13 protein-coding genes are annotated in these 16,406 nt (G+C 66.3%); 4 read left to right on the forward strand and 9 right to left on the reverse strand.

What is annotated here, in order from left to right; genetic code table 11:
* The first annotated feature begins 21 nt into the window (after positions 1-21).
* The 3 genes from ACLHIH_RS04925 to ACLHIH_RS04935 are packed head-to-tail and all read left to right on the forward strand — an operon-like array spanning position 22 to position 3,639.
* A complete protein-coding gene (locus tag ACLHIH_RS04925; protein ID WP_411315583.1) occupies positions 22-828 on the forward strand; it encodes a c-type cytochrome in 807 nt (268 codons plus the stop codon).
* A 58-nt stretch (positions 829-886) separates the two neighbouring features.
* On the forward strand, positions 887-1,954 hold the full coding sequence (locus tag ACLHIH_RS04930; protein WP_411315584.1) for a ubiquinol-cytochrome c reductase iron-sulfur subunit: 1,068 nt from the start codon (positions 887-889) through the stop codon (positions 1,952-1,954).
* Positions 1,951-3,639, forward strand: a complete 1,689-nt coding sequence (locus ACLHIH_RS04935) for a cytochrome b (RefSeq protein WP_411315585.1) — start codon at positions 1,951-1,953, stop codon at positions 3,637-3,639. Before ACLHIH_RS04930 ends, ACLHIH_RS04935 begins: the two co-directional genes overlap by 4 nt.
* Before the next feature lie 534 nt (positions 3,640-4,173).
* Here ACLHIH_RS04935 and ACLHIH_RS04940 read toward each other — a convergent pair.
* From ACLHIH_RS04940 to ACLHIH_RS04960, 5 genes are all read right to left on the reverse strand, one after another.
* Complete coding sequence (locus ACLHIH_RS04940) at positions 4,174-4,620, reverse strand: cytochrome c oxidase subunit 4 (protein ID WP_411315586.1); 447 nt, start codon at positions 4,618-4,620, stop codon at positions 4,174-4,176.
* Positions 4,621-4,624: 4 nt separating this feature from the next.
* The gene (ctaD, locus tag ACLHIH_RS04945) at positions 4,625-6,370 is read right to left on the reverse strand and encodes a cytochrome c oxidase subunit I (protein WP_411315587.1); all 1,746 of its coding nucleotides are present in this window, start codon (positions 6,368-6,370) and stop codon (positions 4,625-4,627) included.
* Positions 6,371-6,381: 11 nt separating this feature from the next.
* Positions 6,382-7,254 (reverse strand): cytochrome c oxidase subunit II, encoded by an 873-nt coding sequence (gene coxB, locus ACLHIH_RS04950; RefSeq protein ID WP_411315588.1) that lies wholly within the window; start codon positions 7,252-7,254, stop codon positions 6,382-6,384.
* Positions 7,255-7,471: 217 nt separating this feature from the next.
* Positions 7,472-7,867: an iron-sulfur cluster insertion protein ErpA gene (gene erpA, locus ACLHIH_RS04955; RefSeq protein WP_411315589.1), complete on the reverse strand. Its 396-nt coding sequence runs from the start codon at positions 7,865-7,867 to the stop codon at positions 7,472-7,474.
* Between the two features lie 92 nt (positions 7,868-7,959).
* The gene (locus ACLHIH_RS04960) at positions 7,960-9,363 is read right to left on the reverse strand and encodes a dipeptidase (RefSeq protein WP_411315590.1); all 1,404 of its coding nucleotides are present in this window, start codon (positions 9,361-9,363) and stop codon (positions 7,960-7,962) included.
* 40 nt (positions 9,364-9,403) lie between these two features.
* Between ACLHIH_RS04960 and ACLHIH_RS04965 the strand changes: the two genes are divergently transcribed.
* On the forward strand, positions 9,404-9,982 hold the full coding sequence (locus ACLHIH_RS04965) for a DUF3043 domain-containing protein (RefSeq protein ID WP_411315591.1): 579 nt from the start codon (positions 9,404-9,406) through the stop codon (positions 9,980-9,982).
* On the opposite strand, the gene ACLHIH_RS04970 is transcribed toward ACLHIH_RS04965, so the two are convergent.
* From ACLHIH_RS04970 to dnaE, 4 genes are read right to left on the reverse strand one after another with little or no spacing between them, the layout of a single operon-like run.
* On the reverse strand, positions 9,957-11,000 hold the full coding sequence (locus tag ACLHIH_RS04970; protein ID WP_411315592.1) for a quinone-dependent dihydroorotate dehydrogenase: 1,044 nt from the start codon (positions 10,998-11,000) through the stop codon (positions 9,957-9,959). The genes ACLHIH_RS04965 and ACLHIH_RS04970 overlap by 26 nt on opposite strands.
* A 7-nt stretch (positions 11,001-11,007) precedes the next feature.
* The gene (gene nrdR / locus ACLHIH_RS04975) at positions 11,008-11,475 is read right to left on the reverse strand and encodes a transcriptional regulator NrdR (RefSeq protein WP_411315593.1); all 468 of its coding nucleotides are present in this window, start codon (positions 11,473-11,475) and stop codon (positions 11,008-11,010) included.
* A gap of 47 nt (positions 11,476-11,522) precedes the next feature.
* A complete protein-coding gene (gene hisD, locus ACLHIH_RS04980; RefSeq protein ID WP_411315594.1) occupies positions 11,523-12,833 on the reverse strand; it encodes a histidinol dehydrogenase in 1,311 nt (436 codons plus the stop codon).
* A 44-nt stretch (positions 12,834-12,877) separates the two neighbouring features.
* Complete coding sequence (dnaE, locus tag ACLHIH_RS04985; RefSeq protein WP_411316317.1) at positions 12,878-16,339, reverse strand: DNA polymerase III subunit alpha; 3,462 nt, start codon at positions 16,337-16,339, stop codon at positions 12,878-12,880.
* Positions 16,340-16,406: the final 67 nt, after the last annotated feature.

Raw genomic sequence — 16,406 nt, forward strand, 5'->3', positions numbered from 1 at the left:
GAACCGGAAAGACCGCACAGCATGCGAAAGAGCTCTACGAACACCCGCAGCCGTCAGGCGACGGGTCGGCGTCATCCCCTCGCGACCGTCGCGCTGCTCGTGATCGGTCTTCTGACCACGGGCGGAATGTACGCCCTGTTCAGCTCGACGGCGTCGGCGGAGACCACCGAGGTCACCCAGTCGATGGTCGACGAGGGCGAGAAGCTCTTCGCCGCCAACTGCGCCTCGTGCCACGGCCTCGCGGCCTCCGGATCGGATGCAGGGCCGAGCCTCTACGGAGTCGGTGCGGCATCCGTGCACTTCCAGGTCGGCACCGGCCGCATGCCGATGGCGGCCAACGGCCCCCAGGCCGAGGTCAAGCCCGTCCAGTTCAACGAGGAGCAGATCCTCGCGATGGCGGCGTACGTGTCGTCACTCGCCCCCGGACCCGCCATCCCTGACGAGGAGTACCTCCAGGGTGACGGCGACGCGACCGAGGGTGCCGAGCTCTTCCGCATCAACTGCGCCATGTGTCACAACGTCGCCGGTGCCGGTGGCGCTCTCACCGAGGGCAAGTATGCCCCGGCTCTCGACGGTGTCGCCCCGGTGCACGTCTACGAAGCGATGGTCACCGGCCCGCAGAACATGCCGGTCTTCAGCGACCTGAACCTGACGCCGGAGCAGAAGGCCGACATCATCACGTACCTGACCTACATCGACGAGAACCCGTCGCCCGGTGGATTCGACCTCGGAAGCCTCGGTCCCGTGTCCGAGGGTCTCTTCGTGTGGATCTTCGGGCTCGGAGCTCTCGTCGGAGTCACCATCTGGATCGCGGCGAAAGCGAGCTGATCGCTCGCGGACCCCGCTCCCTCACCGTCACACAGCGCAGTAATTGAAAGGGCAGACCATGGCACAGGACGACACCGGCGATCACGCCGCTGCCGGATCCTCCGTCGAGAGGATCGGCACGACCGGTCCTTCGGCAGGCACCGCCGTCGAAGTAGCCGACGCATTCGAGAATCCGGGTCTCCCCCCGCACCGACCGCGCGTCACCGATCTCGACCCGAAGAAGGCGAAGCAGGCCGAGCGTCGCGTCTACACCCTCTTCTACGTCTCGATCGTCGGAAGCGTGCTCGCTGTCGCCGCCTACGCGGGCATCCCGCTCGACCCCTCCGACCCGTCGGCTCTGCGTCTCAGCACCGCACTCATCGGCACAGGCCTCTCGCTCGGCCTCCTCGGCATCGGAATCGGCGCGGTCTACTGGGCCAAGACCCTCATGCGCGGTGACGAGCTCGTCGAGATGCGTCACCCCACGAGGGGAACAGACGAAACGCGCGCCGCTGCGGTCGAGGTGTTCAAGCTCGGAAACGAGGAGTCCGGTTTCGGCCGTCGCGCCCTCATCCGCAACTCACTCATCGGTGCCCTCATCGCGACGCCCATTCCCGCGATCGTGCTGTTCCGCGACCTCGGACCCACCTCGAGTCCCGCCGAAGCCCTCTCGGTCACGATGTGGGAGGCGGGAACCCGTCTCGCACAAGACCCCACGGGCGTGCCCATCCGAGCCGCCGACGTCACGCTCGGGTCGGTCTTCCAGATCATCCCCGAAGGCCTCAACGAGTCGGAGCACCGCCTCGAAGAGAAAGCGAAGGCAGCCGTGCTGCTCATGCGCTTGAAGCCCGAGGACCTCATCGAGTCTCCGGAACGTGCCGACTGGTCATACAACGGAATCGTCGCGTACTCGAAGATCTGCACGCACGTGGGGTGCCCTGTGGCGCTCTACGAGCAGCAGACGCACCACCTGCTCTGCCCCTGCCATCAGTCGACATTCGACGTGACCAACCACTGTGAGGTCATCTTCGGGCCAGCCGCACGGCCCCTCCCGCAACTCCCCATCACCGTAGATGCAGACGGCTACCTGGTTGCCCAATCGGACTTCCTCGAGCCTGTCGGCCCCAGCTATTGGGAACGCTCATGAGCACGACGACCACATCATCCACCCCCGCCCCCGGCGCCGACGCCCCCGGATCGGGCAACTCAGGTTCCGGCGCCCCCGGCACCGCGGTAGCCGCACCCGCACCGACGCGCGGACAGCGCTTCACCGGAGCGGCGGCCAACTACATCGACGAGCGCACGAGCGTCTCGGGGATCACGAAGGCGCTCGGGCGCAAGATCTTCCCCGACCACTGGTCGTTCATGCTCGGAGAGGTCGCTCTCTACAGCTTCGTCGTCATCCTGCTCACGGGAACGTTCCTGACGTTCTTCTACGACCCGTCGATGACCGAGGTCGAGTACGAGGGCTCCTACATCCCGATGCGCGGACTCGAGATGTCGGCGGCCATGGCCTCGACTCTCGACATCTCCTTCGACATCCGCGGTGGCTTGCTCATGCGCCAGGTCCACCACTGGGCCGCGCTCCTCTTCGTCGCCTCCATCGGACTGCACATGTTGCGCGTGTTCTTCACGGGTGCGTTCCGCAAGCCGCGCGAGCTCAACTGGTTCATCGGCTTCGTGCTCTTCATCCTCGCGATGGCGGAGGGCTTCACCGGATACTCGCTCCCTGACGACCTGCTCTCGGGCAACGGACTCCGCATCATCGACGGCATGGTCAAGGCCGTTCCGGTCATCGGAACCTGGATCTCGTGGCTGCTGTTCGGTGGGGAATTCCCTGGCCTCTCGGTGATTCCGCGACTGTTCGTGTTGCACATCCTGTTGCTGCCGGCGATCCTCATCCTCGCTCTCGGGGCGCACTTGCTCCTCATGATCATCAACAAGCACACCCAGTTCGCTGGCCCGGGCCGCACCAACGACAACGTCGTCGGTGTGCCCGTCATGCCGGTGTTCGCCGCCAAGGCCGGTGGATTCTTCTTCATCGTCTTCGGTGTGCTCATGCTCATGGGCTCGTTCTTCACCATCAACCCCGTGTGGAACTACGGGCCGTACGACCCCTCACCGGTGTCTGCCGGCACCCAGCCGGACTGGTACATCGGCTTCGCCGACGGTGCTCTCCGACTCGTGCCACCGCACCTGGAGTTCGTGCTCTTCGGCTACACGTATCCGGTCAACGTGCTGTTGCCGCTCGTCGTTCTGCCGGTGTTCCTCCTCCTCGTCGCGATCTACCCCTTCGTCGAAGCGTGGATCACGGGCGACAAGCGCGAGCACCACATCGCCGAGCGTCCTCGCAACGCCCCGACCCGCACCGCCATCGGTGCCGCGGGTGTCACGTTCTACGCCGTCATGTGGGCCGCAGCGAGCTCGGACCTCATCGCGACGCACTTCCTCGTGTCTCTCGAGGGCGTCATCCATACGATGCAGGCGCTGCTCTTCCTCGGGCCGGTCATCGCCTACCTCGTGACGAAGCGCATCTGCCTCGGCTTGCAGCGCAAGGACCGCGAGATCGCGCTCCACGGCTACGAATCGGGACGCATCGTGCGTCTCCCCGGCGGCGAGTACATCGAGGTGCACGAGCAGCTCGACGACTACGAGCGCTGGCGCCTCGTGAGCTACCTCGACTACAAGCCCCTCATGGTGCGCCCCGACAAGCGCGGCCGCATCACCGTCGCCGAGCGGGTGCGGGCCGGGATGTCGTCGTGGTTCTTCGAGGATCGCATCGCGCCGGCCACCACGAAGGAGCTCGAGCACGACAAGGTCGGATCGCACTGATCCCTCCCCCGCTCTGACGAGTTCCGCGCACAGCGCACCGAAGCCCGCCCCGACATCACGTCGGGGTGGGCTTCGTCGTTGAACGGACACTCACGCAGCACGGCGCCGCGTTGCACGCTCAGGCGGGCCCCTCGCGGCGTGTGTCTCGTGCTGGTGCAAGCGGACGTTCACGGCCGGGGCGGCGTCGGAGCTGGAGTGGCTGCGGTCGAGCGCCGGGGGCCGAACGTCGGCAGTCGAGTGCCGGTGGTTGCGTGGCCTTGATCGAGTTCCCGTGATTGAGTTCCCGTGATCGAGAGTCGTCGAACGGGCCCGAGGTGGCACACCGGCCGCCCACGGGGCGGGCCGGGGCACACGGCCGTCGGCAGAGATCCCCTCGCGCGGTCACAATCTGCTGCTCTTCCTCGCCTTGAGCAGCAGTTTGTGACCGCCATGCCCCAACCTTCTGCGCGACGCTCATCGTCGCGGGCGGTTCGCCCCCGTTAACCACCTCTGCCCCGGGCGCAGGGCCCGGGGCAGAGGTAATGGAACGTGAGGTCAGCGACCGAAGTTGCCTCGGTAGTACTCGAATGTCCACCCGACGATCGCGATCGCGGTGATGGCGAAACCGATGGCGGCGATCCACCATCCGACAGCGAGTCCCACGAACATGAGCGCGGGACCACCGGCGAGCACGATGGGCCACCAGCTCCACGGGCTGAAGAAGCCCTGCTCGGCGTCACCGTCGTCGATGTTGGCGTTGAGGCGGTCTTCGGGAAGCTCGCCACCCTGCGCCTTGTAGGTTCGCGACAGGTAGAACGCGATGAGTGCCGAGAGGATCGCTCCGAGGAAGAGGCCGATGGTTCCGACCCACTCGACGGGCTGCTCCCGCTCGACCTCGCTGAGCGAACCGAGGTGATCCTGGTACGACCACAGCGAGTAGACGACTCCGAGAAGGAGGAAGAAGACCGTGAGCACCCAGAAGATGCGGATATTGGCGACCATCGGACTACTTCACCTTCTCGTCGGACGCATCGTAGACGGGAGCGTCAGGGGCATCCTTGAGCGGACCGACACCGACCGGGATACCCGCTTCGGGGTGCGCGAGGTCGAACGCCGGGGACTCCGAGCGGATGCGCGGGATCGACGTGAAGTTGTGGCGGGGAGGCGGGCACGAGGTGGCCCACTCGAGCGACCGTCCGTAGCCCCACGGGTCATTGACCGTGATCTTGGGAGCGCGTCGCGCCGTGATCCACACGTTGTAGAAGAACGGAAGCATCGAGGCACCGAGAACCATGGCGCCGACGGTCGACAGCTGGTTCATCCACTCGTAACCGGGCTCCGGCTGGTAGGTCGCGTATCGACGCGGCATACCGATGACCCCGAGCCAGTGCTGGATGAGGAACGTGGCGTGGAAGCCGACGAAGAGCAACCAGAAGTGGATCTTTCCGAGGCGCTCGTCGAGCATCTTGCCCGTGAACTTGGGCCACCAGAAGTAGAAACCGGAGAACATCGCGAACACGACGGTTCCGAAGACCACGTAGTGGAAGTGCGCCACGACGAAGTAGGTGTCGGAGACGTGGAAGTCGAGCGGGGGCGACGCGAGGATGACGCCGGTGAGTCCACCGAAGGTGAACGTGATGAGGAACCCGATCGCCCACATCATGGGTGTCTCGAAGGTCACCGAGCCCCGCCACATCGTGCCGACCCAGTTGAAGATCTTCACCCCCGTCGGTACGGCGATGAGCATCGTCATGAGAGCGAAGAACGGCAGCAGCACGGATCCGGTGACGTACATGTGGTGAGCCCACACCGTGACCGAGAGCGCCGCGATGGCGATCGTCGCGTAGACGAGGGTCTTGTATCCGAAGATCGGCTTACGACTGAAGACCGGAAGCACCTCGGAGATGATGCCGAAGAACGGCAGCGCGATGATGTAGACCTCGGGGTGACCGAAGAACCAGAAGAGGTGCTGCCAGAGAATGGCGCCACCGGCTTCGGGGTTGTAGATCTGCGAGTCGAAGACGCGATCGGAGCCGAGAGCGAAGAGCGCCGCGGCGAGCACGGGGAACGCCATGATGACGAGGATCGACGTGACGAGGGTGTTCCACGTGAAGATCGGCATGCGGAACATCGTCATGCCGGGCGCACGCATGGTGATGATGGTCGTGATGAAGTTCACGGCACCGAGGATGGTGCCGAACCCGCTGATGGCGAGGCCGAACACCCAGAGGTTTCCTCCGACACCCGGAGAGAACGTCGTCGTCGAGAGTGGCGTGTAGGCGAACCATCCGAAGGATGCCGCGCCCTGCGGGGTGAGGAACCCGGCGACCGCGGTGAGCGAGCCGAAGTTGAAGAGCCAGTAGGCGAACGCGTTGAGTCGCGGGAAGGCGACGTCGGGAGCACCGATCTGGAGGGGCATGAGCACGTTGGCGAACCCCGCGAAGAGTGGCGTCGCGAACATGAGCAGCATGATGGTGCCGTGCATCGTGAAGAGCTGGTTGTACTGCTCTTTGGTCTGCAAGACCTCGAGGCCCGGTGCGAAGAGTTGCGCACGGATGACGAGCGCCATCACTCCGCCGATGCAGAAGTAGATGAACGACGTGATCAGGTAGAGGTACCCGATCTTCTTATGGTCGGTGGACGTGATCCAGTCGACGATGATGTTGCCCTTGGTGGCCGGCGGCTTGACGGTGCCCACCGGAGTGGACGGGTTCGTCGGCCCGCTCGGCCTGGTCGGAGTCGCTGTGCTCATGGTTCTGACTCTCAGTCTTCGGGAAGGTTCGTCGGAGATTCGTTGTAGACCACGTTGGCCTCGCTGCCGACCGTACCGGTCTGACCCGCAGCGGCGAGGCTCGCGATGTAGTCGTCGTAGACGTCGCGTTCGACGACCTCGACCTGGAAGAGCATGAGCGAGTGGTATTCACCGCACAGCTCGGCGCACTTGCCGATGAAGGTTCCGGTCTCGAGGGGCGTGAAGTACATGTAGTTCGACTTGCCCGCGACGAGGTCCTTCTTGTAGAGGAAGTCGACGACCCAGAAGGAGTGGTTGACGTCGCGCGTCTCGAGCTTGATCTCGACCGTGTTGTCGACGGGCAGGTACAGCACCGGCAGCTGGTCGTAGTCGATGGTGTCTTCGTCGTCGGTCTCTTGCGCCTGAACGCCCTGGAAGAAGACGCCTTCTTCGCCGGGGCCCTCATTGAGGTAGTTGAAGTCCCACGCCCAACGCTTGCCGTAGACCTCGATCGATACATCGGGGTCGGGCGTCGCGGTTTCGATCGCGGCCTGGTCGCGAGCGGTGAAGGCGAAGAACCCGAGCACGAGGATGAGCGGCACGATCGTGTAGAAGATCTCGATCGGGAGGTTGTAGCGCAACTGCACGGGGAGACCGGTCTGGCCCTTGCGACGGCGGTACACCACAGCGGCCCAGATGACGAGGCCCCAGGTCACGATTCCGACGGCGAGGAGCACGAGCCACGAGTTGACCCAGAGTCCGGTGATTCGGTCGGTGTGGTTGGTGATCCCGGGTTCACCCGGGAGGTACCCACGGAGTTGGGCCTGGGTACATCCGGCGAGCACGACGACGAGAGTCGCGGCGACCGGAATGGATGCCCATCGAAGACGGCGGTTAGAGCGCACCGGGAACCTTTCGGATGACGCGGGCTGATACGAGATCAGTCTGTTTGACCTGTTCAGCCTACCCGTCGCCGAACCCCCCGAGCGACGCCACTCCTGGGGAGTCACTGCACAAAAAAGGGAACCGCCGTCGGCGATTCCCTTGTCTGTGAGCCTGCTCAGCGAACTTCGCGCGGCTCCTGCACGAGTCCCGATAACGAGGACCGCGCGACGGTGGATGTCAGTGGAACGAGTCTCCGCACGCGCAACTTCCGCCGGCATTGGGGTTGTCGATCGTGAACCCCTGCTTCTGGATGGTGTCTTCGAAGTCGATGCTCGCGCCATCGAGGTACGGCACGCTCATCTTGTCGACGACGACCTCGACCCCATCGAAGTCGACGGTCGCGTCGCCGTCGAGGAGACGCTCGTCGAAGTAGAGCTGGTAGATGAGTCCGGAGCATCCGCCGGGCTGAACGGCGACGCGCAAGCGCAGGTCGTCGCGCGCTTCCTGCTCGTAGAGGCTCCGCACTTTGGCGGCGGCGGTCGACGTGAGTGTGACGCCGTGAGCGCTCTCCTCGGTGAGGATCTCGGTGTCCGCCTCGGGAGCCGAGGTGCCAGTCAGTGTCGTGTCGGTCATGACCACTCCTTGCCAGAATTACAATCGTCCGCGCGGGTCGCACCGGACATCGTGTGCCTCAGTGTAAACACCGGGGCTGGGTTTTTGTTCCCTCAGGCGCGCTCGTTGAGCCGGGCGAGCAGGATGGCCTCGGTGAGCACGGCCTTGCGGAAGACCCCGAGGTGGAGCGATTCGTTGGGGCTGTGAGCGCGCGAGTCGGGGTCTTCGACGCCCGTCACGAGGATCTGCGCCTCGGGGAACACCTCGGTGAGCTCGGAGATGAACGGAATCGATCCGCCGATGCCCGCCTCGACGGGTTCGGCATCCCAGGCTTCGGCCATCGCCCGCTTCGCTTCGGCGACTCCCCACCCGGCGGTGTCGACGAGGAACGGGTCGCCCAGGTCGACGTCGCTCATGGTCACTCGGGCGCCGAAGGGCGTGTGCGTCGCGATGTGCGCCTCGATCGCGGCGAGGGCCTCTTCCGCGGGCTGTCCGGGGGCGACACGCACGCTCACCTTGACGCTCACGGAGGGCGCGAGGGTGTTGGATGCCGCAACCACGGTGGGGGCGTCGATGCCCGTGACCGTGATGGCGGGTTTCGACCAGATCCGGTCGAGGATCGACCCCGTGCCGATCGGAGAGACCCCGTCGAGCAGTCCCGTCTCGAGACGCAACTGCGCCTCGTCGTACGGCGGGGTGTCGGTGTCGCGACCGACCAGGCCCGCGACGGCGACCGAGCCCGCGTCGTCGTGGAGGGTCGACAGAAGGCGGATGCCGGCGAGCATCGCGTCGGGCACGGCACCGCCGAACATCCCGGAGTGCGAGGCGTGCTCGAGGGTCTCGACGGTGAGCTTGAAGGTCACGTTGCCGCGGAGCCCCACGGTGAGCGCCGGGATCTCGGTCGTCCAGTTGTTGGAGTCGGCGACGACGATGACGTCGGCTTCGAGTTCGGCGCGGTGCTGCTGGAGGAAGTTGCCGAACGACTTCGAGCCGAACTCCTCCTCCCCTTCGATGAAGAGCACGAGCCCGAGGTCGAAGTCGGATCCCGCGACCTCGACGAGCGTGCGGATGGCGGCCATGTGGGCCATGACTCCCGCTTTGTCGTCTGCGGCACCGCGGCCGTAGAGGCGGTCACCGCGAACGGTCGGCTCGAAGGGCGGCGAATCCCAGCCGGAGTCGTCTCCGGGAGGCTGCACGTCGTGGTGGGCGTAGAGCATGATCGTGGGCCGGCCGTTCTTCGCCGCGCGCGTGGCGAGCACCGCGGGCTGCCCGAGGTCGTCGGTACCCGCCTTGGGTGCGCGCGCGATCTGCACCGAATCGAACACCCCGAGGTCGGTCGCGAGTGCCGCGACCGCGTCGGCGCTGCGCACGACGGTCTCGGGGTCGAAGCCGTCCCACGATACGGATGCCGTGCGCACGAGGGTCGCGAGCTCGGCGATCGTCGAGGGCATCCCCTCGGTCACGGATCGGGTGAGGGAGGCGAGCAGATCGGGGTGTGTGGCTGGCACGGAGGTCATGCGGGTAATCTTAAGTGGACTTCTATCGGCAAGGATTCCCATGGCCAAGACCCCCGCAGGCAAGAGCGACGACGTCGTCGCCGACGAGCTCACCACCGACGGTGTGACCCGAGGCAAGGGTCGGGCGACACCCACGAGACGTGAGCGCGAGGCTGCCAACATGCGCCCGCTCGTTCCCACGGACCGCCGCGCGGCCAACAAGGAGGCTCGCGCCAAGATGGCTGCCGCGCGCGACAAGGCGCGCATCGGCATGGCGAATGGCGAGGAGCGTTATCTCCCGGCTCGCGACAAGGGTGAGCAGCGTCGCTTCGTGCGCGACTACGTCGATGCGCGGTTCAGCGTGGGCGAGGCACTCATCCCGCTCATGTTCCTCGTGATCCTCACGACGTTCCTGCCGGAGTCCGCGGTCTACTCGTTCATCGCGCTGTGGGCGTTCTTCGTCTTCACGATCATCGACAGTTTCTTGCTCGGGTCGATCGTGACGCGCAAGATCAAGAAGAAGTTCGGGCCCGACAGCGTGCAGCGCGGCACCCGCTGGTACGCCGCGATGCGCGCCATCCAGTTGCGCCCGATGAGGCTTCCGAAGCCCCAGGTCAAGCGCTGGAAGTTTCCCACCTGAGGCGAGCGAGACCGCGGTTGATCTGTCTCGCCCACAGGGGTCCTCGGTAGAGGAACCCCGTGTAGCCCTGGACGAGCGTCGCGCCTTCGGCGAGTCGCCCGGCGACATCCTCGGCCGTCTCGACTCCCCCGACGGAGATCACACACAGGTCGGCCGGGACGACCGACCTGATGATCCGCAGTACCTGCAGCGAGCGGGCCGCGAGCGGTGCTCCCGAGAGCCCGCCGGCGCCGATCGAGGCGACCTCGCTGTCGGTCGCGCGCAGCGAGTTCCGCGAGAGGGTCGTGTTGGTCGCGATGATGCCGTCGAGCCCGAGTTCGACGACGAGCTCGGAGATGCGGCGCACCTCCGCGTCGTCGAGGTCGGGCGCGATCTTCACGAGAACCGGGGTCGCCTGAGCCGCGCTCTTGACCTCGCCGAGGAGGGGGGCGAGTCTGTCGAGCTCTTGGAGCCCGCGCAGCCCGGGGGTGTTCGGCGAACTGACGTTGACCGCGAGGTAGTCGGCGAGGGGCGCGAGGAGCCGCGCGCTCTCGAGGTAGTCGTCGACGGCCGCGTCGACGTCGACAACGCGGGACTTGCCGATGTTGACGCCGACGACGGGCCGTGCTCGCCGTGATCGCACGAGGCGCAGCCGGTCGACGGCGTCGCGCGCCCCGCGATTGTTGAAGCCCATCCGGTTGATGACGGCGCGATCGTCGACGAGCCTGAAGAGTCGGGGGCGGGGATTGCCGTCTTGCGCGATCGCGGTGATCGTTCCGACCTCGACGTGACCGAATCCGAGCACTCCGAGCCCGACGACACCCTCGGCGTTCTTGTCGAAACCCGCGGCGACACCGAACGGCGAGTCGAATCGCAACCCGAGAGTTTCCGTCGCGAGGCCGGGGTGTGGCCTGGTCAGCCGGCGGACGAGTGGCGCGAACGGTGTGCGCGGAATCGCGCGGATGACGGCGAAGGCGAGGTGGTGGGCGCGCTCGGGGTCGAGCCTGCGCAAGACGACGCGGAAGAGGAGGGGGTACACGGCGGCGTCAGTCGGCGGATGCCGGCGCGCCGTGCTCGACGCGCAATTGCGTGATGGCCGCCTCGAAGTCCTCGAGCGAGTCGAAGCCCTGGTAGACGCTCGCGAAGCGCAGGTAGGCGACCTCGTCGAGTTCTCGCAGCGGAGGGAGGATCGCGAGTCCCACGTTATTGGCGTCGATCTGCGAGGCACCGGTCGCGCGCACGGCCTCTTCGACCTTCTGCGCGAGGATCGCGAGATCGGTGTCGGTGACCGGTCGACCCTGGCAGGCTTTGCGCACTCCCGTGACGATCTTGTCCCGGCTGAACGGTTCGATGACCCCGCTCCGCTTGACGACGTTGAGGCTCGCGGTCTCGGTCGTCGTGAAGCGCCGGCCGCACTCCGGGCACTGCCGGCGACGACGGATCGAGAGGCCGTCGTCACTCGTCCTCGAGTCGACGACACGCGAGTCGGGGTGGCGGCAGAAGGGGCAGAACATCGTGCTCCCAGGATAGGCCCGGCAGCCGCTCACCCGACGCAGGCTCGCTACGGGCGCTCGAGCCTCGCGCTCACTGCGGCTCCGTGGGCCGGCAGGTCTTCGGCCTCGGAGAGGGCCACGACGTGACGACCGACCGTCTCGAGAGCCGTCGCGCTATATCGGATCACTTGCTGCGGCCTCAAGAACGTGTAGGCACCGAGCCCTGAGGAGAACCGCGATTGGCCGCCCGTGGGCAACACGTGGTTCGACCCCGCGAGGTAGTCCCCGAGGCTCACGGGCGAGTGCTCGCCCTCGAAGACCGCGCCCGCGTTCGTGATGAGCGCGAGCAACCCCGGGGTGTCGGATGTCTGCAGCTCGAGGTGCTCGGGACCGTAGACGTTGCTGAACCGCGCGGCCTCGCCCATGTCGTCCACGAGCACGATCGCCGACTGCACTCCCCCGAGTGCCGTGCGCACGCGAGCCGCGTGGTGAGCGTTCGGCACGAGGTCGTCGAGTTCGTGTCGCACCCGCTCGGCGAGGTCGACGGAGTCGGTCACGAGCACCGCGGCGGCGATCTCATCGTGCTCGGCTTGGCTCACGAGGTCCGCGGCGACGAGTCGCGCGTCGGCGCCCGCATCCGCGATGACGACGATCTCGGTCGGACCGGCCTCGGAGTCGATGCCGATGACTCCGCGCACGAGGCGTTTCGCCGCGGCGACGTAGATGTTGCCCGGACCGGTCACGAGGTCGACGGGGTCGAGGCCGAGGTCGTCGACGCCGTAGGCGAAGGCGCCGATCGCGCCGGCACCGCCCATCGCGTAGACCTCGTCGATGCCGAGGAGGCCCGCGGCGGCGAGGATCGTCGGGTGCACCTCGCCACCGAACGCCTTCTGGGGCGGCGACGCGAGCGCGATCGACGGCACGCCCGCGGCTTGCGCCGGAACGACGTTCATCACGACGCTCGAGGGGTAGACCGCTTTTCCTCCCGGGACGTAGAGCCCGACGCGATCGATGGGACTCCACCTCTGGGTCACGGTGCCCCCGTCGAGGAGCGTCGTCGTGACGGGGGCGGGGACCTGCGAGCGGGAGACCGTCGCGACACGGTCGATCGCGAGTTCGAGGGCGTCGCGCACGGCGGCGTCGAGCGAGTCGACGGCCCGGGCGATCGACTCGCCTGGCACCCTCGTGTGCGCGGGGGCGGCGCCGTCGAATCGCACGGCCTGCTCGGTGAGCGCGACCGTGCCTCGAGCCCGCACGTCGGCGATGAGCGCCGCGGCGGCATCCGATGCCTCGGAGACGTCGGTGAGGGATCGGGGAACAGCCGCGAGGAGTTCGGCTCGAGTGGGCCTGCGGCCGCGGAGGTCGATGGTCTGGATCATTGCGTCTTAACAGTAGGGCGTGAGGATGCGCGCGAACCGCGCGATCACTGCAGGCAGTTGGGTCCGAGGAGCGACTTCAATTCGCCGAAGAGGTCAGGCGAGACGGTGACCGGATACGGAATCTCGAAGAGTCTCGCCGAGTCGCCCTTGATGAGCTTGAGGCGCACCTCGGTGTCGCCCACGTGCCTGATGAGCGCGTCGCCGAGGTCGCTCACGACCTGTGTCGTCGCGCGATGCTCGGGCATCGAGATGACGAGCGGCCCCGATCCGAGGCTCTGACCCAGGTCGGGAGAGAACATGTTCTGGGCGTGGAGGTTCATGCCGTCGTCGCGCATGCTCACGCGGCCGCGGATCACGACCACCTGGTCGTTCGCGAGGGCGGGCGAGAACTCCTGGTAGGTCTTGCCGAGGAACATGACCGTGATCTCGCCCCCGAAGTCTTCGATCTGCACGAGGCCGTACTGGTTGCCCGAGTTGCGCGCGGTGCGGTGCTGCACGCTCGTGACGAGCCCCGCCACCGTCACGGTGTCGCCGTCGGCCGTGGACTCCCCCGTGAGGATCTCGGCGATCGTCGCCGACGCGTGCTTCGCGAGCTGCAGCTCGAGCCCCGCGAGAGGGTGGTCGGAGACGTAGAGGCCGAGCATCTCGCGCTCGAAGGCGAGCTTGTCGCGCTTCGACCACTCGGGCCGCTCCGGCACGGCAACGACGGCGTCCGGCTCGTCCCAGAGGCTGTCGAAGTCGAAGCCGACCTGCCCGTGGGATTCGTTGCGCTTGACGGTCACGGCCGATTCGACGGCGTCCTCGTGGATCTCGAGCAGGGCACGCCTCGTCGAGCCGAGGGAGTCGAACGCGCCCGCCTTGATGAGCGACTCCGCCGTGCGCTTGTTGGCCGCCGAGATCGGCACCTTCTTGAGGAAGTCGTGGAACGACGAGAACCGCCCCTTCTCCTCGCGTGCGGCCCGGATCTGGTCGACGACGGCGAAGCCGACGTTGCGCACCGCGCCGAGGCCGAATCGGATGTCGTCACCGACGGCCGCGAAGAACCCGATCGACTCGTTGACGTCGGGTGCGAGCACCTTGATGCCCATGCGCCGACACTCGTTGAGGTAGATCGCGAGCTTGTCTTTCGAGTCGCCGACGCTCGTCAGGAGGGCCGCCATGTATTCGGCCGGGTAGTGCGCTTTGAGGTAGGCCGTCCAGTACGAGAGCACGCCGTAGGCCGCCGAGTGCGCCTTGTTGAACGCGTAGTCCGAGAACGGCAGCAGGATGTTCCAGAGGGTCTGCACGGCATCCATCGAGTAACCGTTGGCCTGCATACCCGCGGAGAAGCCCTCGAACTGCTTGTCGAGCTCGGACTTCTTCTTCTTGCCCATCGCGCGCCGCAGGATGTCTGCTTGACCGAGCGAGAAGCCCGCAAGCTTCTGCGCGATCGACATCACTTGCTCTTGGTAGACGATGAGGCCGTAGGTCGTGCCGAGAACATCCTGGAGCGCTTCGGAGAGCTCGGGGTGGATGTAGTCGATGTCCTGCTGCCCGTTCTTGCGGAACGCGTAGTTCGTGTGCGAGTTCGCCCCCATCGGGCCCGGTCGGTAGAGCGCGCCGACGGCCGAGATGTCTTCGAAGTTGTCGGGCCGCATGAGTCGCAGGAGCGACCGCATCGGGCCGCCGTCGAACTGGAACACCCCGAGGGTGTCGCCTTTCGCGAGAAGTGCGTAGGTGAGCGGGTCGTCGAGTTCGAGCTCCTCGAGCACCGGCGTCTCACCGCGGTTCGCCTTGATGTTGTCGAGGGCGTCGTCGATGATCGTGAGGTTTCTGAGCCCCAGGAAGTCCATCTTGATGAGTCCGAGCGACTCGCACGCGGGGTAGTCGAACTGCGTGACGATCTGGCCGTCTTGCTCGCGTTTCATGATGGGGATGATGTCGAGGAGGGGTTCCGACGACATGATCACGCCGGCCGCATGCACGCCCCACTGCCGCTTGAGGTTCTCGAGGCCGAGGGCGGTGTCGAAGACCGTGCGCGCCTCGGGGTCGGTGTCGAGCACGGCGCGCACGTCGCCCGCCTCTTTCCACCGGGGGTGGTCCTTGTCCATGATCCCGGTGAGCGGGATGTCCTTGCCCATGATCGCGGGGGGCATGGCCTTCGTGAGCTTCTCCCCCATGCCGAAGGGGAACCCGAGAACGCGCGACGAGTCTTTGAGCGCTTGCTTCGCCTTGATGGTTCCGTAAGTCACGATCTGCGCGACGCGATCGTCGCCGTATTTCTCGGTCACGTAGCGGATGACCTCGCCGCGTCGACGCTCGTCGAAGTCGACGTCGAAGTCGGGCATCGAGACGCGGTCGGGGTTGAGGAATCTCTCGAAGATGAGCCCGTGACGGATGGGGTCGAGGTCGGTGATGCCCATCGCGTAGGCGACCATCGAGCCGGCTCCCGAGCCACGACCGGGGCCGACGCGGATGCCGTTGCGGCGAGCCCAGTTGATGAAGTCGGCGACGACGAGGAAGTAGCCGGGGAACCCCATCTGCGAGATGACACCGATCTCGTATGCCGCACGCTCGCGCACCTCGGTCGAGACGCCGTCACGGTAGCGGCGGTCGAGCCCCGCCTCGACCTCCTTGGCGAACCACGTCGCCTCGGTCTCGCCCTCAGGGAGCGGGAAGACGGGCATGTAGTTGGCGCTCTCGTCGAACGCGACGTTGCAGCGCTCGGCGATGAGGAGGGTGTTGTCGCACGCCGACGGGTTGTCGCGGAAGAGGTGCCGCATCTGCTCGGCCGTCTTGAGATAGAACTCGTCGGCGTCGAATTTGAACCGGTTGGGGTCGTCGAGGGTCGTGCCCGACTGCACGCACAGGAGGGCCGCGTGCGAGGTCGCGTCGTGCGAGTGCGTGTAGTGCAGGTCGTTGGTCGCGACGAGCGGGAGGTCGAGGTCTTTCGCGAGACGCAGGAGGTCGCCCATGATGCGACGCTCGATGCCGAGACCGTGGTCCATGATCTCGCAGAAGTAGTTCTCTCTGCCGAAGATGTCGCGGAACTCGGCCGCGGCTTTTCTCGCCTCGTCGTACTGACCGAGTCGCAAGCGCGTCTGCACCTCGCTGCTCGGGCAGCCGGTCGTCGCGATGAGACCCGCCGAGTACTGGCTCAGCAGCTCGCGGTCCATGCGCGGCTTGAAGTAGTAGCCCTCGAGCGACGCTTTCGACGAGAGCCTGAAGAGGTTGTGCATGCCCTCGGTCGACTCCGAGAGCATCGTGAGGTGCGTGTACGCCCCCGCGCCCGAAACGTCGTCCTGTCCGCCGTTCCCCCAGCGCACGCGCGTCTTGTCACCGCGATGCGTCCCGGGCGTGAGGTACGCCTCGGTGCCGATGATGGGCTTGATCCCGGCGCTCGTGGCGGTCTTCCAGAAGTCGTAGGCGCCGAACACGTTTCCGTGGTCGGTCATCGCGATCGCGGGCATCCCCTGGTCGACAGCCGCCGAGATGAGGGGCCCCACCCTGGCCGCACCGTCGAGCATCGAGTACTCGCTGTGCACGTGCAGATGGACGAATGAATCGGTGGATGCCACGGGTTGCCTCCGCTGT

This window comes from Marisediminicola sp. LYQ134 (assembly GCF_046599635.1).
Classification (GTDB): domain Bacteria; phylum Actinomycetota; class Actinomycetes; order Actinomycetales; family Microbacteriaceae; genus Marisediminicola.